Genomic DNA, 26,854 nt, shown 5'->3' with positions numbered 1-26,854 from the left:
ATGCGGGAGCTTTCCAGCCTGGATTTCCAGTCGATCCTGATGTCGGCGCGCTGGACGCTGGCGCTGGCGGCGATCGCGCTGATCGGCGGCAGCCTGGGGGGATTGGCGGTCGCGCTGGCCAGAACGGCCCGCAGCCGCTGGCTCGTCCACCCGGCGCGCGGGTTCATCATCCTGTTCCAGGGCACGCCGCTGCTGATGCAGCTGTTCCTGATCTTTTTCGGCTTTCCGATCCTGGGGTTGAACGTCGATCCCTGGCTGGCGGCCGGGGTGGCGCTGATCCTCAATACCAGCGCCTTTCTGGGCGACATCTGGCGCGGCTGCATCGAGGCTGTGCCCAGGGGGCAGACCGAAGCGGCCTTCGCATTGAACCTGAGCGACTTCAACCGGCTGCGCCACGTGGTGCTGCCCCAGGCCTTCAAGATCGCGGTGCCGCCCACGGTGGGGTTCATGGTGCAGATCATCAAGGGCACCTCGCTGACGGCCATCATCGGTTTCACCGAATTGACCCGTACCGGTCAGATCATCAACAACGCCACGTTCGCGCCCGTGTCCGTGTTCGCATTTGTCGCTTTCCTGTATTTCTGCATGTGCTGGCCATTGTCCCGGCTGTCACGGCGTCTGGAGTATCGGCTGTCGGTTTCGTCGCGCTGATCGTGTTGTCGCATACAACAATCACCAAAGGAGAGATGTCATGCAAGGTCTGGTTCTATCGAAAATCCTGAAAAGGCTGCTGGTGCCTGTCCTGGGATCTTTGCTCGCGGTTTCGGCAGGTTCGGCCGTCGCGGCCGACAGCTATTGGCAGCAGGTCAAGGACCGAGGCACGATCAAGGTCGGCGTGCTGGTCGACTGGCCGCCCTACGCGGCGGCCGACGCCAACAATCAGCCCAGCGGCTACGATGGCGGGGTGGCCAAGTTGCTGGCCGACTATTTCGGCCTCAAGCTGGAATACGTGGTCATGACGGGCCCCAACCGCATTCCGTTCCTGCTGACCGACAAGGCGGATGTCCTGGTGGCTTCGCTGGCGATCACGCCCGAGCGTGAAAAGCAGGTCCAGTTCTCCAAACCCTATTCGGCGGCCAGCATGGTGCTGCTGGGCCCCAGCAGCGTGGGGATTTCGACGCCGGCGGACTTTCCCAAATACAAGATCGGCGTGCCCCGCGCCAGCACAACGGACATTGGCGTGACCAAGGTTGCGCCAGAGGGTACGAAGCTGCATCGTTTCGACGACGATGCATCGGCGTTGCAGGCCATGCTGGTCGGGCAGATCGATGCGGTCGGCACTTCGTCGGTGATCGCTGCCGATGTGCAGAAGCGTTTTCCGGGCAAATACAAGGTTCTGTATGTGATCAACGAGCAGCGCATGGCCATCGCCATGCGCAAGGACCGGCCCGAGCTGCTGAAGGCGATGAACGAATTCATCGCCGCCGATATGGCCAACGGCAAGCTGAACGCGCTGTTCGAGCAGTGGCTGCATACCCCGTTGCCGAAATCGGTCACCCAACCTGATCAATAACCTCTTGTCGCGGCGCGTGATCGTTCGCGCGCCGCCTCCGGATTGCCGCTCATGAAAGACAATCAGCCCATCGTCCAGTTCGCCGGTGTCGAGAAATGGTACGGCCAGTTCAAGGTGCTCCAGGACATCAATCTCGATGTGGCCGCCGGTGAGCGTATCGTCATCTGCGGGCCGTCCGGTTCCGGCAAGTCAACCCTGATCCGCTGCATCAATGGTCTGGAGACGATCCAGCAGGGGCACATCACCGTGGCCGGGATCGACATCACCGGCGACCGTCACAACGCCGAGAAGATCCGGCGTCATGTCGGCATGGTGTTCCAGCAGTTCAATCTGTTCCCGCACCTGACGGTGCTGGAGAATTGTGTGCTCTCGCCGATGAAGTCGCAGGGGCTGGACAAGGCTGCGGCGCGCGAGGTCGCCATGCACTATCTGTCGCGTGTACGCATTCCTGATCAGGCCGGCAAGTATCCCAGCCAGCTCTCGGGCGGTCAGCAGCAGCGTGTGGCGATTGCGCGCGCCCTGTGCATGAAGCCCGAGATCATGCTGTTCGACGAGCCGACCTCGGCCCTGGACCCTGAGATGGTCAAGGAGGTGCTGGACACGATGATCGAACTGGCCTCTGACGGCATCACCATGCTGTGCGTCACGCACGAGATGGGCTTCGCGCGCAGCGTGGCCGATCGCGTCATTTTCATGGCGGACGGCCAGATCCTCGAGCAGGCATCGCCCGACCGGTTCTTTGGCGCGCCCCGGCACCCCAAGGCCCAGGCGTTCCTCGGGCAGATCCTGAGTCACTGACCGGGGCGGAACCGGTAGCGTTCGAGCGATTCACGCTTCATCTCGATCGAATAGCCGGGGCGGGTTGGCGGCATGTAGGCCGCCCGTTGAATCCGGCAAGGGTCGACAAAGTGCTCGTGCAGGTGATCGACGTATTCGATGACACGCCCCTCCTTGGTGGCGGCAAAGCACAGATAGTCGATCATCGACAGGTGCTGGACGTATTCGCACAAGCCCACACCGCCCGCATGAGGGCAGACCTTCAGCCCCAGTTTGGCCGCCATCAGCATGACAGCCAGCACTTCATTGACGCCACCGAGCCGGCAGGCATCGATCTGCACCACATCCACGGCCGATTCCATCATGAACTGCTTGAACAGGACGCGGTTCTGGCACATTTCGCCGGTGGCGACCTGCATGCGCCCCCGCATGGCCTGGCGGATACGCCGATGGCCTGCGACATCATCGGGACTGGTCGGCTCCTCGATGAACCAGGGTCTGGCGAAGGCCAGTTGTTCCAGCCATGGGATGGCCTGATCGACTTCCCAGACCTGATTGGCGTCGATCATCAGGTGACGGTCGTCGCCCAGGACCTCGCGTGCGATCCGCACCCGGCGGATGTCGTCTTGCAGATCGCGCCCTACCTTGAGCTTGATGTGCGAGAAGCCCGCCTGCACGGCCTCGGTTGCAAGACGCCGCAGTTTTTCGTCGTCATAGCCCAGCCATCCCGCGGAGGTTGTATAGCAGGGATAGCCTTCGCGTTCGAGCGATTGCAGCCGCTCGGCCTTGCCGACGGCCCTCTGTTGCAGCAGCTGGAGCGCCTCGTCCGGTGTGATGCAATCGGTGATGTAGCGGAAATCGATCACCCGGACGAGCTGTTCCGGTGACATGTCGGCGACGAGTCGCCAGACAGGCTTGCCTTCTGCTTTGGCCCAGAGGTCCCAGACGGCATTGACCAGCGCCGCTGTGGCCATATGGATGGCCCCCTTGTCGGGTCCGATCCAGCGCAACTGACTGTCCGAGGTCATATGGCGCCAGAACCGCCCCATGTCCTCAGTGATCCATGCCAGATCCAGGCCAATCAGCCTTGATTTCAGGGCATCGATCGCGGCGCAGCAGATTTCCGTGCCGCGTCCGATCGTGAAGGTCAGGCCATGGCCTTCCAGTCCATCAACATCCGTGTGCAGGATAGCGTAGGCGGCGGAATAGTCCGGGTCCGGGTTCATGGCATCCGAGCCGTCCAGATGCTCGGATGTCGGAAAGCGGATATCCAGTGCTTCAATGGATTGAATGAGGGTCATGTCCAATCCGCCTATTTGCCTTCGGCCATGACGTCAGACGGCAGATCGGCACCGTGGTATTTTTTGTAGATGGTATTGAGTTCGCCGCTCTTGAGCGTCTTGCGGATCAGTTCGTTGAGCTTTTCGAGCAGTTCGGGGTTTTTCTTGGCGACGCCCAGACCCAGCATGGAAGTGGCCATGACGACCTTGGTGACCAGGGGCGGCTTGCCGCTTTCTGCAAGTTGCTTGTTCAGCGATTTGATGATCGCCGGCGCGCCTGAATAGATGTTGCCCCGGCCACTGGTGACGGCGGTCATGGCGGTGGCGTCGTTTTCGAATCGCACGATATCCGTGCCGGCGGGAGCCAGTTTGGTGACGTTGGCATCATTGGTCGTGCCGCGCGCGGTCATGACCGTTTTTCCGGCCAGATCTTTGATCGAGGAGATCGATTCGCTTTCGGGGGCGGCGATGATCGACTGAATGGCGGCATAGGGGATGGTGAAATCGATCACTTCTTGACGTTGTGGCGTGATCGTCAGGCTGGAAATCACCACGTCGGCCTTGTTCGTCAGCAGGAACGGAATGCGGTTGGCTTGCGTGGTGGGGACGATTTTCAGCTGGACACCGAGTTCTTTGGCCAGCAGGTTCGCGGTTTCGACGTCTGAGCCGACTTCCTTCAGATTGGCGTCTTTCATGCCATAAGGGGGCGCGTTGAGGTCGATGGCCACACGCAGGGTCTTGTTCTTCTGGATCTGTTCCAGTGTGTTGGCCTGCGCAGGCGTTGCAGCGGCCAGCAATGTGGCGGCGCCGAGGGCCAGAGCGGCCACGCCGCGCCGCAGATGAAATGCAGAGGTCATGATGATGTCTCCTGTGGTTAGGGTCGGCGCCTTGCGGGCGCCGGGCTGGTCAGAGTCCGTTGCTGACGAACTGCTGCAGTTCGGAGGTTTTGGGGTGGCGCAGGATTTCGGCGCTCCCCTGTTCGTGAATCCGGCCTTCGTGCATGAAGATCACCCGATGGGCGACTTTCATCGCGAAAGCCATTTCGTGGGTGACCAGAACCATGGTCATGCCGCCTGCGGCCAGTTTTTCGATCACCCGGAGAACTTCACCGGTCAACTGCGGATCCAGTGCCGATGTCACTTCATCGAACAGCATCAGCTGTGGGTCCATGGCCAGAGACCGGGCGATCGCGACGCGCTGCTGCTGCCCGCCCGAAAGCTGCTCGGGATAGAAATGCGTCTTGTCGCTCAGCCCGACCTGGGCAAGGACGTCCGCGGCGATCTTGCGGGCCTGTTCGATCGGAAGTTTGCGCACGGAACGCGGCGCCAGTGTGATGTTCTGCTCGACGGTCAGGTGCGGGAACAGGTTGTAGCTCTGGAACACGATCCCCACGTCCTGGCGCAGTTGCTTGAGGTTGGTGCTGGAGATGCCCGTGCCGAAGGCGTGCCCGCAGACGGTGATTTCTCCCAGATCGATGATTTCCAGGTGGTCCATGCAGCGCAGGGCGGTGCTTTTGCCAGAGCCGCTCTGGCCGATGATGGCCACGATCTCGCCCTTCTGGATGCTGAGGTCGATGCCTTTCAGGACATGGTTGTTGCCGAATCTTTTGTGGACATTGCTCAGACGGACGATTTCGGTCATGGAGAACTCCTTCGATGATCCAGGGCTCGTCTCAGTCTTGCGCGATGGTCAGCTTGCGTTCGAGCCGGAGACTGAACCAGGACAGGGGATAGCAGATAAAGAAATACAGAACCGCCGCTGCGCCAAAGTAGAGGAAGGGCTTGAAGGTCGAGTTGTTGAGGATCTTGGCGTTATAGGAGAGCTCGGCAAATCCGATGACCAGAGAGGCGAATGAGGTGTTTTTGACGATCTGCACCATGAAACCCACAGTCGGGGGCGTGGCGATGCGCAGCGCTTGAGGAAGAACGACCTTGAACATGCGCTGAACCCGGTTCAGGCCAAGACATTCCGCAGCCTCCCATTGATTGCGGGGCACGGATTGGATGCAGCCTCGCCAGATTTCGCCGAGAAACGCGGCGGCGTGGATGGTCAGTGCCAGGACGGCGGCAAACAGTGGTGGTGTTTCGGTGGCTCCCAGGATGGAGGGGCCGTAAAAGCAGATGCCCATGATCACCAGCAGCGGGGTGCCCTGGATCATGTTGATATAACCGAAGGCGGCACCCTTGATGGTCCGGTTGTCAGAGATGCGCATCAGGGCGACGCCCAGACCAAGCAGCGCCGAGCAGACAAAGGTCAGGACGGAGAGCAGCACGGTTCCCCCGGCGCCGGCCAGCAGATACAGGATTTGTTCGTGATTCATGGGAGGACCTAGAGCGAAGTGCCAAGCTTGCGCTTGCGGATGAACAGGAACTTGCCAGCCAGCGCGAAGGCGCCGCGGACCAGGGCCGACATGGCCAGATACACCACCCACAGCACAAGGAAAACCTCAAAATTACGAAAGGTCAGTGCCTGGATGTTGCCTGAAATGCCGAACAGATCTTCCGTGCCCACGGCGGACAGCAGGCTGGTGACCAGCATGAGCAGCACGAACTGACTGGTCAGGGCGGGGTAGACGCGCTCCAGGGCGGGCACGAGGATGATGTGCCAGTAAACCTGGAGGGGAGACAGACCCAGGCACTCGCCGGCCTCACGCTGGCTGCGGGGGACGGATTCGATTCCGGCGCGCACGATCTCGCAGGTATAGGCCGTGATGTTGATGACCAGGGCCAGAATGGCGCCCGTCAGGATCGACAAGGTGATCCCGACGCTGGACAGGCCGAAGATCAGGAAATAGCTTTGAATGATGAGCGGGGTGTTGCGGATGATTTCGACATAGGTGCCCACGATGCGCCTCAGTAGCGGGCCGCCGGAACTGCGGGTGATGGCGCAGCCCACCCCCATGATGAAGCCGGCCAGGGTGGACCAGAACGACATCAGGAGTGTGGTTTCCACCCCTTGGAGGAACATCGGCCAGTATTGCAACACTGCGCCGAAATCGAATTGATAAGTCATGCTCCGGGTCTCGCTGACCGGCATCCAGCCGTGAAAAGATTTCGATGACGGGTGATAGTCTAAAAGGACTGACCGGTAAAACCAGTTGTGGATTTCCCTTATTTGTGTCATACCGGTCAGACCAGATAAAATGACATGTCGGTGGATCTTGCCGAGGCATTGGAGAGGTTTCATGGAAAAGACGGTGGATGTTTCGATTCATGTCGTGGATCGCACACGGGGCTATATGCAGGTGGCCGATGCGCTGCGTCGTGAAATTCACCGATTGGATCTGCCCAAGGGCGCGCGGCTGCCTTCCGAGCGGGAGCTTGCGCAGCAGCTCAGGATCTCCCGGCCCAGCCTGCGCGAGGCGCTGATCGTGCTGGAGTTGCAGGGTGAGATCGAGATCCGGGTCGGGTCGGGAATCTACCTGAAGCGGGATGCCGTCGATGAGGGGGCCGACGCCGGGACGCCTGATGCGGATGCCGAACATGGCATTGCCCTGATGGGACACAGCCCCAAAGACGTGAACCAGACCCGGTATTTTCTGGAAGGCGGGGTGGCCGCGCATGCCGCCCGGTTCATCACGCGCGAGCAGCTCAAGGTACTGGGCGACAGTGTCGATGCCATGCGGCAAGCGGTCAGCATGCGGGATCGCACCGGGGACAAACCACTGGCCAACGCCGACCGGCTGTTTCACGTCACCCTTTCTTCCACGACCCGCAACCGGCTGCTGATCCAGACGCTCGAAGAACTGTTCGATCAACGCTACACCCCGATTGGCGATTCCATGCACCGTCTGTTCGATACGGAGTCCGTCTGGCTGGATGCCGTGCGGGAGCACCAGGAAATCTACGATGCGGTTGCAACACGCGACCCGCTGCAGGCACAAGCCGCCATGTATCGACATCTGATGCGGGCGCATGCGCGCCTGATGGCTGTCATCGGTTGATGCCGGTCATTCCGACTGTGCCGGCTGTGCCCGGCGCTGTGTTCCTGTGAGGCCTCTATGCAGAAGAATGTCATCCGCCTGAACGAGATGGACAACGTCCTGATTGCCTCCGAGCAGCTCATGAGTGGCGACAAGGTCCAGGAGGTCGAGGTCCGGGGACTCGTGCCAGCGGGACACAAGCTGGCCGCCCGGGCCATTCTCGCGGGCAGTCCCGTTTACCGGTATGGCCAGGTGATCGGCATGGCCAGCTGTGATATAGAGGCCGGTCAGCATGTGCATGTCCATAACCTGCATATGGCTGACCTGCGTCGTGAATATGAATTCAGCCAACGAACCAAGGACTCGCCTGTCGATCCCGCGCGGGATCGGTTCATGGGTTTGAGGCGGGCGGACGGACGCGTGGCGACCCGCAATTACATCGGTATCCTGACGACGGTGAACTGTTCCGCGACGGTGGCGCGCGCCGTGGCGGATCATTTTCGCCGGGATATCCATCCTGCCGCTTTGCGGGACTACCCTCGGGTCGACGGTGTCGTGGCGCTGACGCACACCACTGGATGCGGCATGGCGCCTCAGGGCGAAGCCATCGATACGCTGCGCAGGACGCTGGCCGGCTATGCGCGTCATGTGAACTTCTATTCCATTTTGCTGATTGGCCTGGGCTGTGAGACGAACCAGATTTCCGGCGTCATGGAGGCTGGAGACCTGCGCGAGGGCCCGCAACTGCATACCTATTCAATTCAGGATGCCGGCGGCACAGGCAAGGCGGTTGCGCAGGGCATTGCCAGAATCCAGGACATGCTGCCGGCTGCCAATGCGGTACAGCGAGAACCGGTTTCAGCTTCGCACCTGGTGATCGGTCTTCAATGCGGTGGCTCGGATGGTTATTCGGGCGTGACGGCCAATCCTGCCCTGGGCGCGGCGGTGGATCGCCTGGTGGCGGCCGGGGGGACGGCCATGCTGTCCGAAACGCCTGAAATCTACGGCGCCGAGCATCTGCTGACGCAGCGCGCGATCAGCCCCGAGGTTGGCGCAAAACTGGTCGCCCGGATCGAATGGTGGAAGGACTACTGCATGCGCAATCATGCCGAGATGAACAACAATCCGTCGGCCGGCAATAAGGCTGGCGGCTTGACGACCATCCTGGAAAAATCCCTGGGTGCGGTTGCCAAGGCCGGCACGACCAATCTGAACGATGTCTTGTGCTATGCCGAGCCGGTCCGTGCCCGAGGCCTCGTGTTCATGGATTCTCCAGGATTCGATCCGGTTTCGGCGACGGGGCAGGTGGCTTCGGGGGCCAATCTCATCTGTTTTACGACCGGCCGCGGATCAGCGTATGGATGCATGCCGGCGCCTTCGCTCAAGCTCAGCACCAACAATGCCTGTTGGGAGCGGCAAAGTGAGGATATCGATCTGAACTGCGGAACGATCATCACCGGACAGGAAACGATTGACGGGTTGGGAGAGAAAATCTATCGCCTGATCCTGGAAACCGCTTCCGGCACTCGCAGCAAGAGCGAATTGCATGGCTATGGCCAGAACGAGTTCGCGCCATGGCAGATGGGGGCCACGGTCTGAGTCATACGACGGTCACATTCGATCCCTAGAATTCTTCTCGTTCGTCAATGAGCTTCACGAGAGAGAAGGATTTCCATGCAGACACCGACCCTGTCCCGAATCTTCGCCGGCATCGCCGTCCTGTGCGCGACACAGGCCTGGGCCGCCGACACCACCCTCACCGTGTATACCGCGCTGGAGGCCGATCAGCTCAAGGCTTACCAGCGGCAGTTCGAGGCGCAGGTCCCAGGGATCAAGATCAAGTGGGTGCGGGACTCCACCGGCATCATCACGGCCAAGCTGCTGGCGGAAAAGGCCGCGCCTCAGGCCGATGTGGTGATGGGCGTGGCGGCTTCGTCCCTGCTGGCGCTGGACAAGGAAGGCATGCTCCAGCCCTATGCGCCGCAAGGCGTGGACAAACTGGACAAGACCTATGTTGATGACGCGAATCCCCCGGCCTGGGTCGGCATGGATGTCTGGGGGGCGACGATCTGCTTCAACACCATCGAGGCCGAAAAGCTGGGCCTGAAGAAACCCGCGACCTGGCAGGACCTGACCCGGCCCGAATACCGGGGGCGGATCGTGATGCCCAACCCGGCCTCCAGCGGCACGGGCTATTTCGACGTCACGGCCTGGCTGACGCTGTTCGGCGAGCAGGGCGGGTGGGCCTACATGGACGCTTTGCATCGCAACATCGCCCAGTACACCCACTCCGGGTCGAAACCTTGCAAGCAGGCGGCCACCGGCGAGTTTCCGATCGGGATTTCGTTTGAGTATCGCGCGGCCAAGAGCAAGGCCGCCGGCGCGCCGATCGATCTGGTGTTCCCCAGCGAGGGCCTGGGCTGGGACGTGGAGGCCACCGCCATCATGAAGGGCACCAGGCACCTGGACGCGGCCCGCAGGCTGGCCGACTGGGCAGCCTCCCGCAGCGCCAACGAGCTGTATGCAGAGAATTTCGCGGTCGTTGCCTACCCGGGCGTGGCCAAGCCGAATCCGCACATCCCGGCCGATTATGAGTCGCGACTGGTCAAGCAGGATCTGCGCTGGTCGGCGAACAATCGCGAGGCCATTTTGTCCGAGTGGACGAAGCGCTACGACGGCAAGTCCGAATCCAGGTAACCGCCGTGAGCACTGTCATGGAAACGTCGCGGCCTGATGCCGCGCGGGAGCCGGCCCTGACCGTGAGCGGCCTGCACAAGCGGTATGGCGATTTCACGGCGCTGTCGCAGGTCGATCTGACGGTTGCGCAGGGGGAATTCGTCTGCCTGCTCGGCCCTTCGGGCTGCGGCAAGACGACGTTGCTGCGGCTGGTCGCGGGGCTAGAGGCCGCCAGCGGCGGCCGGGTCCTGATGCGGGGGCGCGATGTGACGCGGTTGCCGGCCATGCGGCGCGACTATGGCATCGTATTCCAGAACTATGCGTTGTTCCCGAATCTGTCCGTGGCTGACAATATTGCTTATGGACTGAGGGGCCGCCGCGAGCAGAAAATGCGACGGGCCGCTGATCTGCTGGCGCTGGTCGGCCTGGACGGCATCGAGCGCAAATTCCCGGCCCAGTTGTCCGGCGGACAGCAGCAGCGGGTGGCGCTGGCCCGGGCGCTGGCAACCAACCCGGGTCTGCTGCTGCTCGATGAGCCGTTGTCGGCCCTGGACGCCCGGGTGCGCGAGCACCTGCGCCGCGAAATCAAAGACCTCCAGGCGCGCCTGGGTGTGACGACGGTCATGGTGACCCACGACCAGGAAGAGGCGCTCGCCATGGCGGACCGGGTGGTGGTGATGAGCCGGGGCCGGATCGAACAGGTCGGCACGCCCGGCGAGATCTACGGTCAGCCGCGCACGGCCTTCGTCGCCGATTTCATTGGCCGGGCCAACTGGTTCGAGGCGATGGTGCGCCGCCGTGGCGAGATCGCCGTGGATCGCGCCACGCTGTCCATGGCGCAGGCGCTGCCGGCGCCCGGCGTCACAGGGCGGGTTTTTCTGCGTCCCGAGGATGTCCGCTTGCACCCGACCTGGTGCGGCGGTCCGAACACCGCGCTGGCGCGGCCGGGCAAGATCGAACATCTGGGCGGGTTCTGCCGCGTCAGCCTGACCGTGCCGCTGTGGGGCGATCTGCCGTTGCTGGCGGACATTTCGCAGGATGAACTGGCGCGGTTGCGGCTGGAACCCGGGCGGCTGGTGCCCGTCACATTGCCGGCGGACCGCATGCGCATGTTCACGGCGGCAGCGGCATGAGTTTCGTGATTGCCTATTGCCAGCCGCTGCCACGGGATGCCGCCCAGCGGCTGGCAGGAGGGCTGGCCTGGGGCGTTGTGGCGCTGCTGCTGGTCTTTCTGGGGTTGCCGCTGGCCGCCATCCTGGGGCAGGCGCTGGCGGCGCCTGACAGGGGCGGTTCCAGTCTGGGGCATTTTGCCGCGATTGCCTCGGCACCCGGTTTTCTGACGCTGGTGGGCAACAGTGTCGCGGTGGCGGCGGTCACGACCGCCCTCACGGTGCCGCTGGCCTTCGGCTTTGCCGCCTCGTTGACCCGCACCCGGATGCCCGGCAAGCCGCTGTTCCGGCTCTTCGCGTTGATTCCCCTGTTGGCGCCCTCGCTGTTGCCGGGTATTTCCCTGATCTATCTGTTCGGCAACCAGGGGGTGTTCAAGCACTGGTTTCCCGAGGGCGGGATTTACGGCCTGCCCGGAATCGTGATGGGCGAGGTGTTCTACACCTTTCCGCATGCGCTGATGATCCTGGTCACCGCGCTGTCCCTGGCCGATGGGCGTCTCTATGAAGCTGCCAACGCGCTGGGCGCGGGACGGCTGCGGCGGTGGTTCACGGTGACGCTGCCTGCGGTGCGGCACGGCCTGGTGTCGTCCTCTCTGGTCGTGTTCACACTGACGATCACCGATTTCGGGGTGCCCAAAGTGATCGGCGGCCAGTTTCCGGTGCTGGCCGTCGAGGCCTACAAGCAGGTGGTGGGGCAGCAGAATTTCCCCCGGGGCGCGGTGATCGGGTTGCTGCTGTTGCTGCCGGCGGTATTCAGCTTTGTGGTCGATCACCGCTTGCAGCGGCAGCAGCAGGCGCTGTTGACCGCCCGGGCCCGGCCGCTGCAACCCTCGGGCTCGCGCTGGGCATGTGGCGCCGGCCTGTTGTTCTGCGGGCTCGTCGGCGCCTGCCTGACGCTGATTCTGGGCATGGCGGTGGCTGCTGCCTTCATTCAGCTGTGGCCTTACCGGTTGGCGCCCACGCTGGCCCATTTCGATTTCGACAATATGGACGGAGGTGGCTGGCTGGCCTGGTGGAACAGCCTGCGCTTGGCCGCGCTCACCATGCTGGCCGGCACGGCGCTGGTGTTCATCGGCGCCTGGCTGCAGGAAAAACTGGCTGGCTCCGGGATGGCCCGGACGCTGATCCGGTTGCTGGCGATGCTGCCCATGGCGGTCCCCGGCCTGGTACTGGGTCTGGGGTATGTGTTTTTTTTCAACGGCAACCACTGGTTGCCGCTGTACGGGACGATGACCCTCCTGGTGCTGTGTACGGTCATGCATTTCTACACCACGGCGCATCTGACGGCGACGACGGCGTTGCGGCAAATGGACCGGGAATTCGAGGCCGTGGCAGCCTCGCTGAAGGTCCCGTTCTGGACCACGCTGCGGCGCGTGACGGCGCCGGTGTGCCTGCCGGCCATTCTGGAGATCGCCCGGTTCCTGTTCGTGGCCGCCATGACCACGGTGTCCGCCGTGATCTTTCTCTATACCCCGGACACGGTGCTGGCCTCGGTGACCGTGCTCAACATGGACGATGCCGGCGACACGGCGGCGGCCGCCGCGATGGCGACGCTGATCGTGACGACTTCGGCGTGCGTCTGTCTGCTGTTCACCCTGTTGTCGCGATGGCTGGCGCAGCGCACCCAGCGCTGGCGGCAGACCTGACCTTGATTTCGACGGAGCCTTTTCTTTCATGAGAGAACCCATTTTGCTGACGCCCGGCCCGCTGACCACCAGTCTGGCCACCAAGACCGCCATGTTGAACGACTGGGGTTCATGGGATGGTGAGTTCAAGGCGCTGACCGCCCGGATCTGCCAGCAGCTGTTGCGGATCGCGGGCGCCGATGAACGCCATGTCTGCGTGCCTCTGCAAGGCTCGGGCACATTCGCGGTCGAGGCTGCAATCGGCACGCTGGTGCCGCGCGGGGGCAAGCTGCTGGTGCTGATCAATGGCGCCTACGGCAAGCGCATGGCCCGGATCGCGGGCGCGATCGGCCGCCGCGTGGCGGTGCTGGAAACGCCCGATGACGTCGCGCCGGACCCCTCCGCCGTGGACGCCCTGCTGCAAGCCGATCCGGCCATCACGCATGTCGGTGTGATCCAGTGCGAAACCAGCACCGGCATTCTCAATCCGGTCGCCGATATTGCTGCCGTGGTGGCCCGCGCGGGCCGGCGTCTGATCGTGGACGCGATGAGCGCTTTCGGCGCGCTGCCGCTGGATGCGCGCAAAGTGCCCTACGATGCGCTGATTGCCTCGAGCAACAAGTGCCTGGAAGGCGTGCCGGGCGTGGGGTTCGTCATCGCCCGGACCGAGGTGCTGGACGAGGCCGAAGGCAATGGCCATTCCCTGGCGCTGGATCTGTTCGATCAGCATCAGTATCTGCGGGCGACCGGCCAGTGGCGTTTCACGCCGCCGACGCATGTGGTCGCTGCATTCGGCGCTGCCCTGGACCAGTATTTTGCCGAGGGCGGCCAGTCCGCCCGATTGGCCCGCTACGAGGCCAACTGCCGCCTGTTGTGCGCCGGCCTCGAGGGACTGGGGCTGCGCCGTTTCCTGCCTGCGGATCGGCAGGCGCCCATCATCGTGACCTGGTATGCGCCGGACCATCCGGATTATGACTTCAGGCTGTTCTATGAAAGGGTGCGCGCCCGGGGTTTCATCCTGTACCCCGGCAAGCTGACGGAGATCGAAACGTTCCGGGTCGGCTGCATCGGCGCCATCGATCAGGCCGAAATCGGGCAGGCGGTCGGCGCGGTCCGGGCGGCGCTGGCCGAGCATGTCTGGCGGGAGGAACCGGCCCTTCAGGTTTGATCGATCCTGCCCTTTTGTGTTGAGACCCGTGTCTCAACCGTGTTGGAACCGACTCATCAACTCGCGCGAGAGACGTCCCATGAACACCATTTCATTCCCTTCCCGCCAGTCCGGCAGCGCCATCGATACGGTCATCTTCGACTGGGCCGGCACCATTGTCGATTTCGGCTCCTTCGCGCCGACGCAGGTCATGGTCGATGTCTTTGCCGAGGCGGGCGTGGCAATCACGCTCGACGAGGCGCGCGGCCCCATGGGGCTGGCCAAATGGGATCACATCCAGGCGCTGGGCCGGACGCCGGAGATCGCCGCGCGCTGGTGCGAGCGCCATGGGCGCGACATGAGCCGTGAGGACGTGGATGCGGTGTACCAGAATTTCATGCCGCTGCAGGTGGAACGCGTGGGCAGGTATTCGGCGCTGATCCCGGGCGCGCTGCAAGCCGTGGAAAATCTGCGCGCGCGCGGTATCCGCATCGGCTCCTGCTCAGGCTATCCGCGCGTGGTGATGGATGCGGTGGTGCCGATGGCCGCAGAGGCCGGTTATGCGCCGGATTGCGTGATTGCTTCCGATGATCTGAAGGCCGGCGGTCGGCCCGGTCCCTGGATGGCCCTGGCCAACATGATCGAACTGGCCAGCTGCGATGTGGCCGCCTGCGTCAAGGTCGATGACACGACGCCCGGGATCACCGAGGGCCTGTCCGCCGGCATGTGGACCGTGGGCCTGTCGGCGTCGGGCAACGAGGTGGGCCTGAGCTGGGAGGCGTGGGTTGCGCTGACGCCGGATGAGCAGCAGGCCTGCTGCCGTCCGGCCGAGGACAAGCTGCGCGGCGTTGGTGCGCACGAAGTGATTCGCACGGTGGCCGATTTGCCGGCCGCCCTCGATCGCATCGAGGCGCGGCGGGCGCGGGGCGAGCGCCCCTGAACTGCGCTCAGGCGTAGGACACCAGTCCCTTGATTTTTTCCTGGTCGTAGCCCGACCAGGTCTCCCGGGCCGTCTCGACCACGGGAGCGCTGCGGTGACCGAGACTGATCAGGCGTTCGAGCTGATCCTGGCTCTGGGTCAGATCCACGGTTTGGTACTTGATGCCCAGGATATCCATGTCGCGCTTGGTGAGGTCGCATTGCGGGCAGTTGGGCTTCGAATAGACAGTGATGGCCATGTCGGATCCTTTTTTGCGGGAAGGTGTTTGATCGGGGAACGGCAGGAAAGACGGACTCAGAAATCCACGTCGAAGACTTCGTTCTCGTCGTCGCGTCGCATCACGCCGACCTTGTACTGCGCGGTGTCTTCTTCCTGGTTGGAGGCCTGGACCTTGCTCATGTTCAGCCAGCTTTCCATGTATTTCAGCGGGTTCTCGGTGATGATCGGAAAGGCCACCTGGTTCTCGACGCTGAAGAACCGGGCCACGTCGGTGGCGCTGAAATGGACCCAGTCCTTCATCATCTGGCAGGTCACGCCGGTCAGTTCGCGGCCTTCGGAAAAGGCGTAGTCGGTCCATTCGATCTCGCTGGCGGTGACCTCGTCGAGGATCTGGACGATTTTCTCGCGGCATTGTTCAAAGGCGGTGCGGCCGCGCTCGGTCTTGAACATCGCGCGCAGGATTTCCTTGCCGTATTGGACATGGACCTCGAACTCGTCCTGGGCGATCTTCTGGACCGCCTTGCCGATGGGCTGGAACAGGCCCGTGCCGTCGCAAATGCCGAAGGTCACGGCGAACGAGGCCAGGAACTGGATGCGTTCCATGCACAGGATCGCGACGATGAACAGGTAGATGGCGTTGTAGGTCTCCTGATCGTTCTCGCGTTGGCCACGGGCATAGTCGTAGCTGACTTCGAACGCCTGGTTGAAGACGCCGCTGACGACGCGCAGGCGGCTGATGGCCTCTTTGACCGAGAGGATCTCGTTGAGGATGTCATCCGGGTTGTCGAAGCTGTTGCGGACGATCTCGGAATAGGTCGCGGCGTGGACGATCTCGTTCTTGGTGATTTCCACCCAGCCCGACCAGGCCTCGCTGCTGGTGCAGACGGGGGCCAGCACGGCGGCAATGGAGCGCGATGCGACGCTGTCGGCCTCCCATTGCCAGGCCAGGGTCTTGACCATCATGTCGTAGGTGTGACGGTCGCAGGTCTTGAACTGCACGTTGCAGGTGGAATAGTCGAATTCGTTCTCGTCCCAATCCTGGTTCTTGAGCGTCTTGTAGAGCTTCCAGATTTCGGGGTAGAACTTGTTGATCGTGTCGAACAGGCCCAGATCCTGACCCAGGATGATTTCCGGGAAGGAATAGTCGGTTTTCTCGGTGTTGAAGATCTTGGAGGGCAGGGTTTGTTGGGTCATTTTTCAGATCGTGCCAGGGAGGCGGTCGGAGACCCCGGCACAGGGGCCGGGGGCGAGGGGGATTCAGGTAATCGGGGCCTACATCGTGCAGCTTTCGCAGACGATTTTTTCTTCCACGACGTTGTCGTGGATGCTGCCGGCGTTGTCCAGCGTCTTGTCCGAGGCCACGTTCGAGTTGTAGTAGTAGCGGGTCTTCATGCCGTACTTCACCATGGTGAAGTAGTGGGTGAGCAGTTCCCGGCTGGAGACCTTGTCGTCGTCCTTGATCCGGCGCCACAGGTCGGCGGAGATCCCCTGGTCGGTGAATTTCTGGAAGACCGCATAGGCCTTGATCATGTCGACTTCGGTGATGTCCCAGGCCGACTGGTAGAAGTAGGCCGGATTGTCGCTGTCGGGCGCGGCCCAGCGGATCGTCACCGAGCCGTCGGTCTTGTTCAGCGTGATGTCGCGCACGGGGTAGAGCGAATTGGGTTTGCCCAGCGCCTTGGAGGAGGACTCGCCCGGCATGTACGCGACGAGGCAGGAATGGCCGATGCCGCCGTTCTGCATGATTTCGGTGCGCAGGGCTTCCCAGTCGTAACGGTTATGGAAATCACCCAGTTCGTCGACGTTGCGATTGTAGGTGTCGATCGGCAGCCAGCCGTCGGGCCAGCGGGTCTTGTGCATCCAGGGCGCGACGCCGCGTTCCTTGCTGATGCGCAGGGAGGCGCGGATGGCGTGATACATGTGGCGCTCGGCGATGCGATGCAGCTCCTCGCGGCCCTCGTCGGTGTCGTAGCGCAGGCCTTTGCGGGCCATGTGGGTGGCCACTCCCATCAGGCCCACACCGGCATTCATGCGGGCCTTGGCGGTCACGGCCACGTGGGGCAGCACGTAGTGCGAGTTGAGGATGCAGTAATCGATCATCTTCAACGTCAGGTACATGGCCTCCTGGTAGGTCTCGTCGTCGTCCTCGGCGATGGCGTCGTAGGCGATGGCCCCCAGGGAGCACAGCGCGATCTCGGGCTCCTCGTGGGTTTCGAGGACGCGCACGACCCGGCCGCCCTGATCCGGTGCGTCGGACAGGATGTCGTCGCCCGCCTTGAGCTCGCCGGCGAAGATGATGCGCGGCAGCGTGGAGTCGGCGACCGCGACGGTCAGCGCGGCGTTGAAATTGAAGGTGCGCGTCGTCCCGTTATCCAGCTCGACGATGATCTGGCCGACCTCGGTGTCGGAATAGAGGTCCTGCATGTCCTGATAGGGACGGTTGGGCTCGCTGATCTCCAGGCACAGGTTGCTGGAATGGATGGGTTCCTTGAACGGCGTATGGCGGTTCATCTCGTCGATGTTGGCGAGATAGGCCACGCCGGTCTCGAGCGCCTCGTTCAGCGAGGTCAGGATCAGGTCGCGCGGCCTGAAGTGTTCTTTTTTGAAGGACGGGTCTTTTTCCAGGCGCTCGTATTCACGCTTGAAGGCCGCCGAGTCGGGGCCGAAGAACAGCCGGGTGAGCTCGGGGGCGGTCCGCACGTTGAACGAGAAGGCCTCCTCGTTGCGGGCGACTTTTTCGGCGAAGAGCTTGTTGGTGACCAGCGCGTAATGCAGGTCGCGGTTCTTGCGATCCTCGGTGCTGCGCGGGTTGCGCAGATAGGCGATGACCTCGGCTTCGGGATCGAAGCCGGAGTAGTAGGTGGTGCAGGCGCCGCCGCGCCCGGCCTGCATGTTGGCATGTACCGCCTTGCCCAGAGAGGCCAGATAGGGCAGTTTGCCCTGGTGCTGGATCAGGCCGCCGCGCACCGGGTCGCCCTTGCTGCGGGTGATCAGGTGGCTGCCGATCCCGGCCGAGGCCGCCGTCATGCGGTAGGCGATGTGGTCGCCGATGGCCAGGGAGGATTCGTTGTCGTCCACCACGTACAGGCAGCACGAGGCGAAGCCGCGCAGTTTGGTGCCCAGATTCACGTAATTGGGCGTGGGGGCGGAGATCCGCTTGGCGGAGAATTCGGTGTAGAAGCGACGCACCAGGTCGATCCGGCGCTCGGCGGGTTCGTTTTCGGACAGGGCCATGGCCATGCGCATGTAGACGAACTGCTGTGTCTCGTATTCCTGTCGGGTGACGCGGTTCTGCAGGCTGTATTTCTTGCGGATGTAGTGCAGCGAGAAATGCGGTGTGTCGTAGTCCTGCTCGTGGTCGATGAAGGACTCGATTTCGGCGTATTCGGCGTCGGTGTAGTTCATGCGCACCATCACCCCGTCGGCCACCATGCGGTCGTGCAGCGCCTTGACGCCGGGGATGCTGGGGCCATGGATGATCTTGTGCAGGTGGGATGCGTACAGCCGGCCCGCCATCAGGTAGTAGGACCAGGTGTCCTTGTCGAGGCAATTCTGGATCAGTTTTTCCTGCAGGTCGGCGGTGGAGACCTTTTCGGGCATGGTGCTGACGGCTTGCAGGACGATGCTGCTCCAGTCGACTTTCTGGCCCAGATTGGCGGCGGCCCATCGTCCCCAACCGTTGAGTTTGCTGGGAATATAGGGTTCGATGCGTCCATCACGCTTGACGATGTGCTTGATCACGGCCGGGGATCCTCGGTGGAGTGCGGTGTTTCTACATATAGTGCGATTTCGAATGATAAGCACAATATATGGTGTGGGCAAGCCCGGTTTCAACTTTTTTCGCTGAAACATTTCGAGGGTTTCAGAGGGCGCCCCATCGTGATACCCTTGGCCGCTTCGGAGGTCGGACGGCGGAATCTCTCCGGCTCGGCGACCTTCGGCTTTCTCGTCCGGGCCGGCCAGGCCCGGAAACCTTGCGCGTCCTTTCATGAACAGGTTTTTCCGGCCGCTGGTTGCGGCGGTTCTGCTGTGCGGCACCGGCCAGGCGTCGGCCCAGGCCTGGCAGGAGGCTGACCCGGAGCCGGCCCTCATCGACCTTGCCCCCCAGCGCTATGCCGTCCCCGAGGTGCCGCGTGACGAACCCGCCGATGTGCCGCCCGGGGGGCCTGAGCAGACGGACGCCGATGCCTCCCGCCCGGCCCCCGAGGTCGCCTCCGGCATCCGTTATGACCTGCTGTTCCTGGATGCGTCGGGAGACGAAACCATCCTCGTGGACTGTTTCGTGCCTGGCGCGTTTGAGCTGCTTGCCAGCGAAGAGGCGGCGCGATGCCTCGATGTGCGCGGGCCGGACGGACTGGATGGCGCGGCGGCGTCGGGTGTCGCCCCGGATGTCTTCGGCCCGTTGCCTTCGGTCGGTCTGGATGTCTGGTCGTTGGGCGCGCAGAACTGGCGTTATCGCAGTTCCGCTGGTTATCGCGTGACGCTGGGCAAGACAGGCACGGGCCCGTCGAGCTGGGGGCGCTCCGTGCGCCTGGCGGGAGTAGGCCTGTCTCGCGCCGCCGCCCAGGCGCGCTTGCCGGTCGGGGGGTGGGATTACGCCGTGGCGGTCGGCGCGCTGGATGCGTCGGCAGGCCGCGCGACCGCCGCCGGCGATTTGGCCTATGGCCCCGTTGCGGTCGACGCGACGACGCGCTACGCGCTGGACCGCAATCTGACCCTGGCCTCGCGGGTGCAGCGCGCCCGGGACTTGACGGTGTTGGGGCTGGGCGGTGGCTATGACCTGAGTGAGGCGGGCGCTTGGCGATTCGGCGTGTCCGGGTCGCGCCAGCCGCTGGTCGTGGGCTGGCGTCGCCAGATCGGCTATGCCCTGGACCTGTATCCGGGTTGGGGACTGTCCTGGGTGAATGCGCGGCAAGGAATGGGCTATGCCGACCTGGCGATCTACGGCGGCGGCGGAGGCTGCGATTGCCTCAGCAACCAGTGGCAACTGGACCTGGCGGCAGGTCGCTGGGGGGCGTTCAGTGGCTCGTTCGAGCGGCGGGTGGATGCGTCCAATGGCCTGGATGAGCGGATCGGGCTGGCCCATGGCTTTCGCTATGGCCCTTATCTGAGGGTCCGCCTGGAAACGAACCGGAACCTGACCTCGGGAGCCTACGATCTGGGTGCGCGGTTTTCGCTGCCGCTGGATTGGTAGCGCCGGGCCCTGATGACCTGCCCGTCCAGGTGATCCATGAAGACCCGGCACAGCGCCTCCATGCCGTGCCGGTCGTCCTCGTTGAAGCGATCGGTGACGGGACTGTCGACGTCCCAGACGCCCAGCAGTGAGCCGTCCGCGCGCACCAGTGGCACGACGATTTCTGATTGCGAGGCGGCATCGCAGGGGATGTGTCCGGGGAACTGACCGACGTCGCGCACGACCTGGGTCTGGCGGGCCTGCGCCGCCGTGCCGCATACGCCCGCGCCCAGGGCGATGCGGATGCAGGCGGGTTTGCCCTGGAAGGGGCCGACGACCAGCTCCTTGCCGTCGTACAGATAGAAACCGGCCCAGTTCAGGTCCGGCAGGCCGTCGAACACCAGGGCCGCGAAATTGGCCGCATTGGCGATCAGATCGGGTTCCCCCGCAATCAGGCCGCCCGCCTGGGCGGCCAGGTCGGCGTAATGTTCCGCCTTGCCGGCGTAGTTTCGGGGGATGAATGTGAACATCGGGAATTCCGGGAAAACAAAAAAGCGGGGGCCTATTGTAGGACGCGCCGGCTCCGCAGGCCCAGGGCCGCATGCGCGCCGTTATTGACTTGGGTACATAGCGTCGGACGCGCATCTGTACTATCCTCTGACCTTCGATGGATTCGTGCGCGGCCGACCGGGACTGCGCACGGCCTGCCCTGTATCCGCCTTGCTTCCGATCCGTTTTCCGGAGATCGCCCATGGACCGTCCGCCGCCGATTGCCGCCATCGTGCATGCGCATGAGGATGCCGCCGATGCCGTGATGAGGGATTACGTGGCTGACCTGCGTGGGCGGGGGCATACGGTGCGGGGCCTGCTCATGGCCCGCCGCCCGGACGGCCGCCTCAGGGGCGGTCGCTGTCTGCGGGATGTCGAGACAGGCGAGATCTTCGAGATTTTCCAGGACCTGGGCGAGGGATCTCAGGCGTGCTGTCTGGATGTGTCCTGCCTGGCCGCCGCGGCCGGCACGCTGCGCGCCGCGATCCAGGCGCGGCCCGACCTGGTGGTGATCAATCGTTATGGCCGCCAGGAGTCCGAGGGCGGTGGATTCGCGCAGGAGTTCCTGGCGTCGATGGTCGAGGAAATCCCGGTCCTGACGATCGTGGCCGAAGAGTTTCTGGAGGACTGGCGCCGGTTCACGGGCGGCATGAGCGCCGAGTTGCCCGCCGACATGGACCGGCTCAGAACATGGGAGACGCGGGCGTTGGCAGCGTCGCGCCCGCGCGCCCAGGCTGGGTAACCGTATTTTCTTGAGGAAAACGACATGAAAACAAGTGCACGCAATACCTTCACCGGGACGGTTTCGGAGCTTCGGGCCGGCGCCGTCAACGACGAGGTCGGCATCGCCCTTGCGGGCGGCCAGTCGATTCATGCCATCATCACATCAGGCAGTGCCAAGGCGCTCGATCTGAAGGTCGGCAGCGAGGCCTTTGCCCTGGTCAAGTCGTCGTCCGTCATCCTGGTCGCCGAATCGGGCACCGCCCGCCTTTCGGCGCGCAACCGTCTGCAGGGCCGGATCACGCAGTTGCAGACCGGCGCGGTCAATACCGAGGTCGTGCTCGATGCCGATGGCCTGGCCCTGGCCGCGATCATCACCAACGAGAGCGCACGGGAACTGGGGCTGGCCGTGGGCGGTTCCGTCCAGGCGATCTTCAAGGCATCCAGCGTGATTGTCGGCGTGGCCGGCTGAGACCGCCCGTCCCGTAACCCGGAACCGCGCCATGGCCGAACCGAACGACATCCATCTGATCGAGACCCTGATCCAGAGCGAGACCCTCTGCGAGGGCGATTTTCTGAAGGCGCGCCGCGATACCGTGCGCATGCCGGATGGCGGGATGTCGACACGCGAATACATCGTGCATCCGGGCGCGGTGGTGGTGATTCCGCTGCTGGATGATCGTCACGTGCTGGTCGAACGCCAGTTCCGCTATCCGGTGGGTCGCGTCATGACGGAATTCCCGGCCGGCAAGCTTGATCCGGGCGAGGACCCCGGGCGCTGCGCCCGGCGTGAATTGCGGGAGGAAACCGGCTATACGGCGCGGGAATGGGCGCATGCCGGAGACATGCATCTGGCGATTGCCTATTCCACCGAGATCATCCATGTGTTCTTTGCCCGGGGCCTGAGCGCCGGCGAGCGGCACCTGGATGCGGATGAGTTTCTGGATGTCCGCACCATCTCGGATGCCGATCTGTTCGAGGCCTGCCGCGAGGGTGCGGTGACCGACGCCAAGACCCAGACCTGCCTGCTGTGGCTGCAGAATGTGCGCAGCGGACGCTGGGCGCTGGACTGGCGCCGGAATCCGGATCAGGACTCGGTATAGGACTCGAATCGGCCCGTGTCCGGGTTGCGCACGAACAGCACGCCCGTCGCCACACCGAAATACGCGCCGTGAATGGTGAGCTTGCCGGCCGCGACGCGCTCGCGCACGGAGGGAAAGGTCATCAGGTTCCGCATGCTGTATTCCACCACGCCCCATTCCATCTGGCGGATCCAGTCCGCGTAGTCGCCCGTGCGGGGGCCGACCGCATCGGCCACGGGTTTGATCTGGGACATCCATTTGCCGATGAAATCGCGCTTGGACAGGGGGGCGGCCTGATTGGCATAGGCTGCCACGCCGCCGCAGCTCGCATGCCCCATGATCACGATATGACCGACTTCCAGGGCATTGACGCCGAATTCCACGCAGGCGCTGGTGCCGTGGTAGGCGGTGTCCGGGTCTGAATCGCAGGGCGGGACAATGCCGGCGATGTTGCGCACGACGAACATTTCCCCCGGGCCCGCATCGAAAATGGTTTCGGGCGCCACGCGCGAATCGCCGCAGCTGATCACCATGATGTCCGGATTCTGGCCCTTTTCGGCCAGTTCGAGGTAGCGTGTGCGCTCGGCGGCCAGGCGTCCCTGCAGGAAGGAACGGTAACCGTCGGTCAGTCGTTGAGGGAACACGATGAAATCCTTATGGTTGGATGAGGTCGGATGAGGTGTCGGTGAAGAAGTCCACGGCGGCCTCGCGTGACAGCAACGGGCCGAGCGGTCCTGCCGGATGGCTGCGCCCGGCCGTGATGGCGTAGAAATGCTCGGTCAACTGGTCGGACTGGCCGACGTGCACGAGTTCGCCCGATTGCAGTTCGTCCTGCACGACGATTTCCGGCAGTACCGTGATCCAGCCGCTGTCGCGCGCGATCAGTCGCAGCATCGTCATGTCGTCGATCTCGGCGCGCAGCCTGGGCTGTACGCCAGCCGAAAAGCACAGCGCGTCGAATTGCAGGCGCACGCCATGGCGCGCGCTCGGCATGGCGATCTCGACGCCGTCCAGGTCTTCGGGGATCCGCAGGACGGTGCCCGACCAGCGGTCGGCCCGGCCGACCAGGGAAATCATCTGGCTGCCGAGGAATCTCGAGGACATCGGGCGCGAGGGATCGGCGGGCGCCGGTTCGTTGGCGAGCACGACGTCCAGCTGGTGGCGCAGCAGGCGTTCGATCAGGGTTTCCAGCGGGCCGGAGTCCACCGACAGCACGACCGAGGGATCGCGCAGCAGGGGACGCAGCCAGTTCACCTGGAAGTTGCGCGACATGGTCGAGACGCTGCCGACACGCACGAGGGTCGAGCCCTCATCGCGGCCTTCGAGCCAGCCGAGCATCTGCTCTCCCAGGCCGAAGATGCGTTCGGCATAGGAAAAGATCTGCTGGCCGGTCGCGGTCAGTTCCAGGTGGCGGCCCTGGCGGTCGAACAGGGGCGTGCCCAGGCAGGTCTCCAACTGGCGGATCTGCGTGGAGAGCGCGGACTGGGCGGTCTGGATCTGTTCGGCGGCCTGCGTGAGTGATCCCTGCCTGGCCACGCGCCAGAAGTAGAACAGATGCTTGAAGTTGAGCTGGTTGATATCCATGGTTCTGTTTTATAGAACAGGACATGATTATATATGTAATTTAGAGAACATATAAACCAGCCGATCTTGCTGGCCGATCGAGGCGGGGGACAAGACGGGCAGGCCCGGTACGCGCCTGCGCAGGAACTTGCCCAGGGGCCGGATCGGCACCGGACGACTGAGGAGGTCAGGAGTTCAAACCGGCATGCATCATGAGTCGACTTGTCATATGATGACGTATCACTGGAATTTCACGGAGCGCGCCATGGAAGAGACACGAATCGGACGGTTGCTGTTGACCGGTGCGGCGGGCGGCCTGGGGCAGGTGCTCAGGCGCACGCTCAAGCCGATGGCGGAGGTGTTGCGTCTGTCGGATGTGCACCCTCTGGGGGACGCGCAGCCGCACGAAGAACTGCAAGTCTGCGATCTGTCCGACAAGCAGGCGGTCGATGCGCTGGTCCAGGGGTGCGGTGCCGTCGTGCACATGGGAGGGGTCTCGGTGGAGCGGCCGTTCGACGAAATCCTGGAGGCCAACATCAAGGGGGTCTTCCATCTGTATGAGGCGGCGCGCCGCCATCAGGTGCGGCGGATCGTGTTCGCCAGTTCCAATCATGCCGTCGGCTTCTATCGCCAGAGCGATCGCCTGGATGCGCGCTCGCCCACGCGCCCGGATGGCTATTACGGCCTGTCCAAGGTCTATGGCGAACAGATGGCCAGTTTCTATTACGACCGGTATGGCATCGAGACCGTCAGCATCCGGATCGGGACGTCAGTGGCCGAACCTCTCGACCGGCGCGCGCTGCATACCTGGCTGAGTTTCGGCGATCTGACCGAATTGATCCGGTGCGGTTTGTTCACGCCCGATGTGGGACACACCGTGGTGTTCGGCATGTCGGACAACAAGGAGGTCTGGTGGGACAACCGCTATGCGGCGCACCTGGGGTTCGTGCCGGCGGATTCGTCCGAGCCTTTCCGCGCACGGATCGAGGCCCAGCCTGCGCCGGCCGCAGATGATCCGGTGCGGGTGTATCAGGGCGGCGTTTTCACGGCCCGAGGGCCGTTCGAGGACGCGAACTGAGCGAGGGGCGGCGCGCCGGTCGTCGATCGCGGACAGCGCCCGACGGGCGGCGTCCGGCCCGCTGGCCGCCGCGTTTCAGCGCACCAGGCAGGGGCGTTTGTTGTCGAATTTCCAGCCCGGGACCAGGAACTGCATGCCGATGGCATCGTCCCGACTGCCCAGGCCTTTTTCCTGGTACAGGGCATGCGCCCGCGCCAGCCGCTCTGGGTCGATGCGCACGCCCAGGCCGGGCGTCTGCGGCACGGAGATCCTGCCGTCGATGATCCGCAGCGGATCGGTCGTCAGATGCTGGCCGTCCTGCCAGATCCAGTGCGTGTCGATGGCGGTGATCTCGCCGGGCGCGGCGGCGGCGACATGGGTGAACATGGCTAGCGAGACATCGAAGTGGTTGTTCGAGTGCGATCCCCAGGTCAGCCCCCATTCATGGCACATCTGGGCGACGCGGACCGAACCGCGCATCGTCCAGAAATGCGGGTCCGCCAACGGGATGTCGACCGACTGCAACTGGATCGCATGCCGCATTTCGCGCCAATCGGTGGCGATCATGTTGGTGGCGGTCCGCAGCCCCGTGGCACGGCGGAATTCGGCCATGATTTCACGACCTGAGTAGCCCGATTCCGCACCGCAGGGGTCTTCGGCATAGGCCAGGACGTGATGCTGGTTGCGGCACAGGCGGATGGCCTCTTGCAGGGACCAGGCGCCGTTCGGGTCCAGCGTGATGTGCGCATCGGGAAAATGCGCCGCCAGCGCCGTGACGGCCTCGATTTCGGCATCGCCCGCCAGGACGCCTCCTTTGAGCTTGAAGTGCCGGAATCCGTACCGATCCCGCGCCGCCTGGGCCAGGCGCACGACGGCCTCCGGCGTCAGGGCTTCGCGGTTGCGCAGCCTGAACCAGGCCTCGTCGGCGTCGTCTTCCCGCCGGTAGCCCAGCGTGGTCTTGCCGGCGTCGCCGATGTAGAACAGATAGCCCAGGGCCTCGACGGCATCGCGTTGCTGGCCATCGGCCAGCAACGCCGCAACGGGGACGCCCAGATGCTGGCCCAGCAGGTCCAGCAATGCGGATTCCAGCGCCGTGAGGACATGAACGCCCGTGCGCAGGTCGAAGGTCTGCGTGCCCCGCCGGTCGTCATCACCTTGGGATGACTGGCGGCAGTGCGACAACAGTTCGTTCATCCGGCCGATGGGCTGGCCGATGAGCGACTGTCCCAGCCGCTGGATCTCGCTGCGGATGGCCTCGCCGCCCGGTACCTCGCCCACGCCCTGGTGGCCTGCCTCGTCCTCGATCAGGACGATGTTGCGGGTGAAATAGGGGCCGTGGGCACCGCTGAGATTCAGCAGCATGCTGTCCCGGCCCGCGACCGGGACGGCGCGGACCTGGGTGATGCGAGGGGTTCTGGCGTCGGCGGCTGGGGGCATGGTTT

Annotated in this window: 27 protein-coding genes; 15 read left to right on the top strand and 12 right to left on the bottom strand. The window is 63.7% G+C overall.

Annotated features, from left to right (window positions below):
• Genes ACK5JE_RS02695 through ACK5JE_RS02685 form a run of 3 tightly spaced genes read left to right on the top strand, consistent with a single transcriptional unit; the run spans position 1 to position 2,311 of the window.
• On the top strand, positions 1-651 hold the full coding sequence (locus tag ACK5JE_RS02695; protein ID WP_416800176.1) for an amino acid ABC transporter permease: 651 nt from the start codon (positions 1-3) through the stop codon (positions 649-651).
• Between the two features lie 40 nt (positions 652-691).
• A complete protein-coding gene (locus tag ACK5JE_RS02690) occupies positions 692-1,513 on the top strand; it encodes a transporter substrate-binding domain-containing protein (RefSeq protein ID WP_416800175.1) in 822 nt (273 codons plus the stop codon).
• Between the two features lie 51 nt (positions 1,514-1,564).
• A complete protein-coding gene (locus ACK5JE_RS02685) occupies positions 1,565-2,311 on the top strand; it encodes an amino acid ABC transporter ATP-binding protein (protein ID WP_416800174.1) in 747 nt (248 codons plus the stop codon).
• Here the strand turns inward: ACK5JE_RS02685 and ACK5JE_RS02680 are convergent.
• From ACK5JE_RS02680 to ACK5JE_RS02660, 5 genes are read right to left on the bottom strand one after another with little or no spacing between them, the layout of a single operon-like run.
• Positions 2,305-3,591 (bottom strand): L-fuconate dehydratase, encoded by a 1,287-nt coding sequence (locus tag ACK5JE_RS02680; RefSeq protein ID WP_416800173.1) that lies wholly within the window; start codon positions 3,589-3,591, stop codon positions 2,305-2,307. The genes ACK5JE_RS02685 and ACK5JE_RS02680 overlap by 7 nt on opposite strands.
• Before the next feature lie 11 nt (positions 3,592-3,602).
• Positions 3,603-4,427, bottom strand: a complete 825-nt coding sequence (locus ACK5JE_RS02675) for a transporter substrate-binding domain-containing protein (RefSeq protein ID WP_416800172.1) — start codon at positions 4,425-4,427, stop codon at positions 3,603-3,605.
• A gap of 49 nt (positions 4,428-4,476) precedes the next feature.
• Positions 4,477-5,211, bottom strand: coding sequence for an amino acid ABC transporter ATP-binding protein (locus ACK5JE_RS02670; RefSeq protein WP_416800171.1), 735 nt, complete (start codon positions 5,209-5,211; stop codon positions 4,477-4,479).
• Positions 5,212-5,242: 31 nt separating this feature from the next.
• Positions 5,243-5,890: an amino acid ABC transporter permease gene (locus tag ACK5JE_RS02665; protein WP_416800170.1), complete on the bottom strand. Its 648-nt coding sequence runs from the start codon at positions 5,888-5,890 to the stop codon at positions 5,243-5,245.
• An 8-nt stretch (positions 5,891-5,898) separates the two neighbouring features.
• Positions 5,899-6,582, bottom strand: a complete 684-nt coding sequence (locus ACK5JE_RS02660; RefSeq protein ID WP_416800169.1) for an amino acid ABC transporter permease — start codon at positions 6,580-6,582, stop codon at positions 5,899-5,901.
• Between the two features lie 172 nt (positions 6,583-6,754).
• Between ACK5JE_RS02660 and ACK5JE_RS02655 the strand changes: the two genes are divergently transcribed.
• The 7 genes from ACK5JE_RS02655 (at position 6,755) to phnX (ending at position 15,049) form a co-directional block, all read left to right on the top strand.
• The gene (locus ACK5JE_RS02655; protein ID WP_416800168.1) at positions 6,755-7,513 is read left to right on the top strand and encodes a FadR/GntR family transcriptional regulator; all 759 of its coding nucleotides are present in this window, start codon (positions 6,755-6,757) and stop codon (positions 7,511-7,513) included.
• Positions 7,514-7,570: 57 nt separating this feature from the next.
• On the top strand, positions 7,571-9,091 hold the full coding sequence (locus tag ACK5JE_RS02650) for a UxaA family hydrolase (RefSeq protein WP_416800167.1): 1,521 nt from the start codon (positions 7,571-7,573) through the stop codon (positions 9,089-9,091).
• Between the two features lie 75 nt (positions 9,092-9,166).
• Positions 9,167-10,189, top strand: coding sequence for a putative 2-aminoethylphosphonate ABC transporter substrate-binding protein (locus ACK5JE_RS02645; protein WP_416800166.1), 1,023 nt, complete (start codon positions 9,167-9,169; stop codon positions 10,187-10,189).
• Between the two features lie 17 nt (positions 10,190-10,206).
• Positions 10,207-11,301, top strand: a complete 1,095-nt coding sequence (locus ACK5JE_RS02640) for a putative 2-aminoethylphosphonate ABC transporter ATP-binding protein (protein WP_416800274.1) — start codon at positions 10,207-10,209, stop codon at positions 11,299-11,301.
• Entirely contained in the window at positions 11,298-12,983 is a 1,686-nt protein-coding gene (locus ACK5JE_RS02635; protein WP_416800165.1) for a putative 2-aminoethylphosphonate ABC transporter permease subunit, read from the top strand. Before ACK5JE_RS02640 ends, ACK5JE_RS02635 begins: the two co-directional genes overlap by 4 nt.
• 28 nt (positions 12,984-13,011) lie before the next feature.
• Positions 13,012-14,130 carry a 2-aminoethylphosphonate--pyruvate transaminase gene (locus ACK5JE_RS02630; protein ID WP_416800164.1) on the top strand — a complete coding sequence of 373 codons (1,119 nt, stop codon included), beginning with the start codon at positions 13,012-13,014 and terminating at the stop codon, positions 14,128-14,130.
• Positions 14,131-14,209: 79 nt separating this feature from the next.
• On the top strand, positions 14,210-15,049 hold the full coding sequence (gene phnX / locus ACK5JE_RS02625; protein ID WP_416800163.1) for a phosphonoacetaldehyde hydrolase: 840 nt from the start codon (positions 14,210-14,212) through the stop codon (positions 15,047-15,049).
• 7 nt (positions 15,050-15,056) lie between these two features.
• On the opposite strand, the gene ACK5JE_RS02620 is transcribed toward phnX, so the two are convergent.
• The 3 genes from ACK5JE_RS02620 to ACK5JE_RS02610 form a co-directional block, all read right to left on the bottom strand.
• On the bottom strand, positions 15,057-15,287 hold the full coding sequence (locus ACK5JE_RS02620; protein WP_416800162.1) for a glutaredoxin family protein: 231 nt from the start codon (positions 15,285-15,287) through the stop codon (positions 15,057-15,059).
• 56 nt (positions 15,288-15,343) lie between these two features.
• Positions 15,344-16,462 (bottom strand): ribonucleotide-diphosphate reductase subunit beta, encoded by a 1,119-nt coding sequence (locus tag ACK5JE_RS02615; RefSeq protein WP_416800161.1) that lies wholly within the window; start codon positions 16,460-16,462, stop codon positions 15,344-15,346.
• A 78-nt stretch (positions 16,463-16,540) separates the two neighbouring features.
• The gene (locus ACK5JE_RS02610; protein WP_416800160.1) at positions 16,541-19,009 is read right to left on the bottom strand and encodes a ribonucleoside-diphosphate reductase subunit alpha; all 2,469 of its coding nucleotides are present in this window, start codon (positions 19,007-19,009) and stop codon (positions 16,541-16,543) included.
• A 247-nt stretch (positions 19,010-19,256) separates the two neighbouring features.
• Between ACK5JE_RS02610 and ACK5JE_RS02605 the strand changes: the two genes are divergently transcribed.
• Positions 19,257-20,462 carry a hypothetical protein gene (locus ACK5JE_RS02605; protein ID WP_416800159.1) on the top strand — a complete coding sequence of 402 codons (1,206 nt, stop codon included), beginning with the start codon at positions 19,257-19,259 and terminating at the stop codon, positions 20,460-20,462.
• Here ACK5JE_RS02605 and ACK5JE_RS02600 read toward each other — a convergent pair.
• Entirely contained in the window at positions 20,420-20,971 is a 552-nt protein-coding gene (locus ACK5JE_RS02600; RefSeq protein ID WP_416800158.1) for a GAF domain-containing protein, read from the bottom strand. The two genes, ACK5JE_RS02605 and ACK5JE_RS02600, sit on opposite strands and share 43 nt — an antisense overlap.
• Positions 20,972-21,192: 221 nt before the next feature.
• Between ACK5JE_RS02600 and ACK5JE_RS02595 the strand changes: the two genes are divergently transcribed.
• From ACK5JE_RS02595 to ACK5JE_RS02585, 3 genes are read left to right on the top strand one after another with little or no spacing between them, the layout of a single operon-like run.
• The gene (locus tag ACK5JE_RS02595) at positions 21,193-21,732 is read left to right on the top strand and encodes a DUF2478 domain-containing protein (protein WP_416800157.1); all 540 of its coding nucleotides are present in this window, start codon (positions 21,193-21,195) and stop codon (positions 21,730-21,732) included.
• 24 nt (positions 21,733-21,756) lie between these two features.
• Complete coding sequence (locus ACK5JE_RS02590; protein WP_416800156.1) at positions 21,757-22,182, top strand: TOBE domain-containing protein; 426 nt, start codon at positions 21,757-21,759, stop codon at positions 22,180-22,182.
• A gap of 31 nt (positions 22,183-22,213) precedes the next feature.
• The gene (locus ACK5JE_RS02585) at positions 22,214-22,813 is read left to right on the top strand and encodes an NUDIX domain-containing protein (RefSeq protein ID WP_416800155.1); all 600 of its coding nucleotides are present in this window, start codon (positions 22,214-22,216) and stop codon (positions 22,811-22,813) included.
• Here the strand turns inward: ACK5JE_RS02585 and ACK5JE_RS02580 are convergent.
• Positions 22,798-23,436, bottom strand: a complete 639-nt coding sequence (locus ACK5JE_RS02580) for a carbonic anhydrase (protein ID WP_416800154.1) — start codon at positions 23,434-23,436, stop codon at positions 22,798-22,800. The genes ACK5JE_RS02585 and ACK5JE_RS02580 overlap by 16 nt on opposite strands.
• A 10-nt stretch (positions 23,437-23,446) precedes the next feature.
• Positions 23,447-24,376, bottom strand: coding sequence for a LysR substrate-binding domain-containing protein (locus tag ACK5JE_RS02575; RefSeq protein ID WP_416800153.1), 930 nt, complete (start codon positions 24,374-24,376; stop codon positions 23,447-23,449).
• A 244-nt stretch (positions 24,377-24,620) separates the two neighbouring features.
• Between ACK5JE_RS02575 and ACK5JE_RS02570 the strand changes: the two genes are divergently transcribed.
• On the top strand, positions 24,621-25,433 hold the full coding sequence (locus tag ACK5JE_RS02570; RefSeq protein WP_416800152.1) for an NAD-dependent epimerase/dehydratase family protein: 813 nt from the start codon (positions 24,621-24,623) through the stop codon (positions 25,431-25,433).
• Positions 25,434-25,508: 75 nt separating this feature from the next.
• Here the strand turns inward: ACK5JE_RS02570 and ACK5JE_RS02565 are convergent, their stop codons facing one another.
• Positions 25,509-26,849: an enolase C-terminal domain-like protein gene (locus tag ACK5JE_RS02565; protein ID WP_416800273.1), complete on the bottom strand. Its 1,341-nt coding sequence runs from the start codon at positions 26,847-26,849 to the stop codon at positions 25,509-25,511.
• Between the last annotated feature and the right edge of the window lie 5 nt (positions 26,850-26,854).

This window comes from Castellaniella sp., from assembly GCF_047971665.1.
GTDB lineage: Bacteria > Pseudomonadota > Gammaproteobacteria > Burkholderiales > Burkholderiaceae_B > Castellaniella.
Note: the sequence above shows the minus strand (reverse complement) of the source record. Positions and strands in the feature narration are given on the sequence as shown.

Excerpts from the sequence above, each read along its gene's own strand:
- ACK5JE_RS02695 (WP_416800176.1), top strand. The coding sequence starts at position 1 with ATGCGGGAGCTTTCCAGCCTGGATTTCCAGTCGATCCTGATGTCGGCG.
- ACK5JE_RS02690 (WP_416800175.1), top strand. The coding sequence starts at position 692 with ATGCAAGGTCTGGTTCTATCGAAAATCCTGAAAAGGCTGCTGGTGCCT.
- ACK5JE_RS02685 (WP_416800174.1), top strand. The coding sequence starts at position 1,565 with ATGAAAGACAATCAGCCCATCGTCCAGTTCGCCGGTGTCGAGAAATGG.
- ACK5JE_RS02680 (WP_416800173.1), bottom strand. The coding sequence starts at position 3,591 with ATGACCCTCATTCAATCCATTGAAGCACTGGATATCCGCTTTCCGACA.
- ACK5JE_RS02675 (WP_416800172.1), bottom strand. The coding sequence starts at position 4,427 with ATGACCTCTGCATTTCATCTGCGGCGCGGCGTGGCCGCTCTGGCCCTC.
- ACK5JE_RS02670 (WP_416800171.1), bottom strand. The coding sequence starts at position 5,211 with ATGACCGAAATCGTCCGTCTGAGCAATGTCCACAAAAGATTCGGCAAC.
- ACK5JE_RS02665 (WP_416800170.1), bottom strand. The coding sequence starts at position 5,890 with ATGAATCACGAACAAATCCTGTATCTGCTGGCCGGCGCCGGGGGAACC.
- ACK5JE_RS02660 (WP_416800169.1), bottom strand. The coding sequence starts at position 6,582 with ATGACTTATCAATTCGATTTCGGCGCAGTGTTGCAATACTGGCCGATG.
- ACK5JE_RS02655 (WP_416800168.1), top strand. The coding sequence starts at position 6,755 with ATGGAAAAGACGGTGGATGTTTCGATTCATGTCGTGGATCGCACACGG.
- ACK5JE_RS02650 (WP_416800167.1), top strand. The coding sequence starts at position 7,571 with ATGCAGAAGAATGTCATCCGCCTGAACGAGATGGACAACGTCCTGATT.
- ACK5JE_RS02645 (WP_416800166.1), top strand. The coding sequence starts at position 9,167 with ATGCAGACACCGACCCTGTCCCGAATCTTCGCCGGCATCGCCGTCCTG.
- ACK5JE_RS02640 (WP_416800274.1), top strand. The coding sequence starts at position 10,207 with ATGGAAACGTCGCGGCCTGATGCCGCGCGGGAGCCGGCCCTGACCGTG.
- ACK5JE_RS02635 (WP_416800165.1), top strand. The coding sequence starts at position 11,298 with ATGAGTTTCGTGATTGCCTATTGCCAGCCGCTGCCACGGGATGCCGCC.
- ACK5JE_RS02630 (WP_416800164.1), top strand. The coding sequence starts at position 13,012 with ATGAGAGAACCCATTTTGCTGACGCCCGGCCCGCTGACCACCAGTCTG.
- phnX (WP_416800163.1), top strand. The coding sequence starts at position 14,210 with ATGAACACCATTTCATTCCCTTCCCGCCAGTCCGGCAGCGCCATCGAT.
- ACK5JE_RS02620 (WP_416800162.1), bottom strand. The coding sequence starts at position 15,287 with ATGGCCATCACTGTCTATTCGAAGCCCAACTGCCCGCAATGCGACCTC.
- ACK5JE_RS02615 (WP_416800161.1), bottom strand. The coding sequence starts at position 16,462 with ATGACCCAACAAACCCTGCCCTCCAAGATCTTCAACACCGAGAAAACC.
- ACK5JE_RS02605 (WP_416800159.1), top strand. The coding sequence starts at position 19,257 with ATGAACAGGTTTTTCCGGCCGCTGGTTGCGGCGGTTCTGCTGTGCGGC.
- ACK5JE_RS02600 (WP_416800158.1), bottom strand. The coding sequence starts at position 20,971 with ATGTTCACATTCATCCCCCGAAACTACGCCGGCAAGGCGGAACATTAC.
- ACK5JE_RS02595 (WP_416800157.1), top strand. The coding sequence starts at position 21,193 with ATGGACCGTCCGCCGCCGATTGCCGCCATCGTGCATGCGCATGAGGAT.
- ACK5JE_RS02590 (WP_416800156.1), top strand. The coding sequence starts at position 21,757 with ATGAAAACAAGTGCACGCAATACCTTCACCGGGACGGTTTCGGAGCTT.
- ACK5JE_RS02585 (WP_416800155.1), top strand. The coding sequence starts at position 22,214 with ATGGCCGAACCGAACGACATCCATCTGATCGAGACCCTGATCCAGAGC.
- ACK5JE_RS02575 (WP_416800153.1), bottom strand. The coding sequence starts at position 24,376 with ATGGATATCAACCAGCTCAACTTCAAGCATCTGTTCTACTTCTGGCGC.
- ACK5JE_RS02570 (WP_416800152.1), top strand. The coding sequence starts at position 24,621 with ATGGAAGAGACACGAATCGGACGGTTGCTGTTGACCGGTGCGGCGGGC.
- ACK5JE_RS02565 (WP_416800273.1), bottom strand. The coding sequence starts at position 26,849 with ATGCCCCCAGCCGCCGACGCCAGAACCCCTCGCATCACCCAGGTCCGC.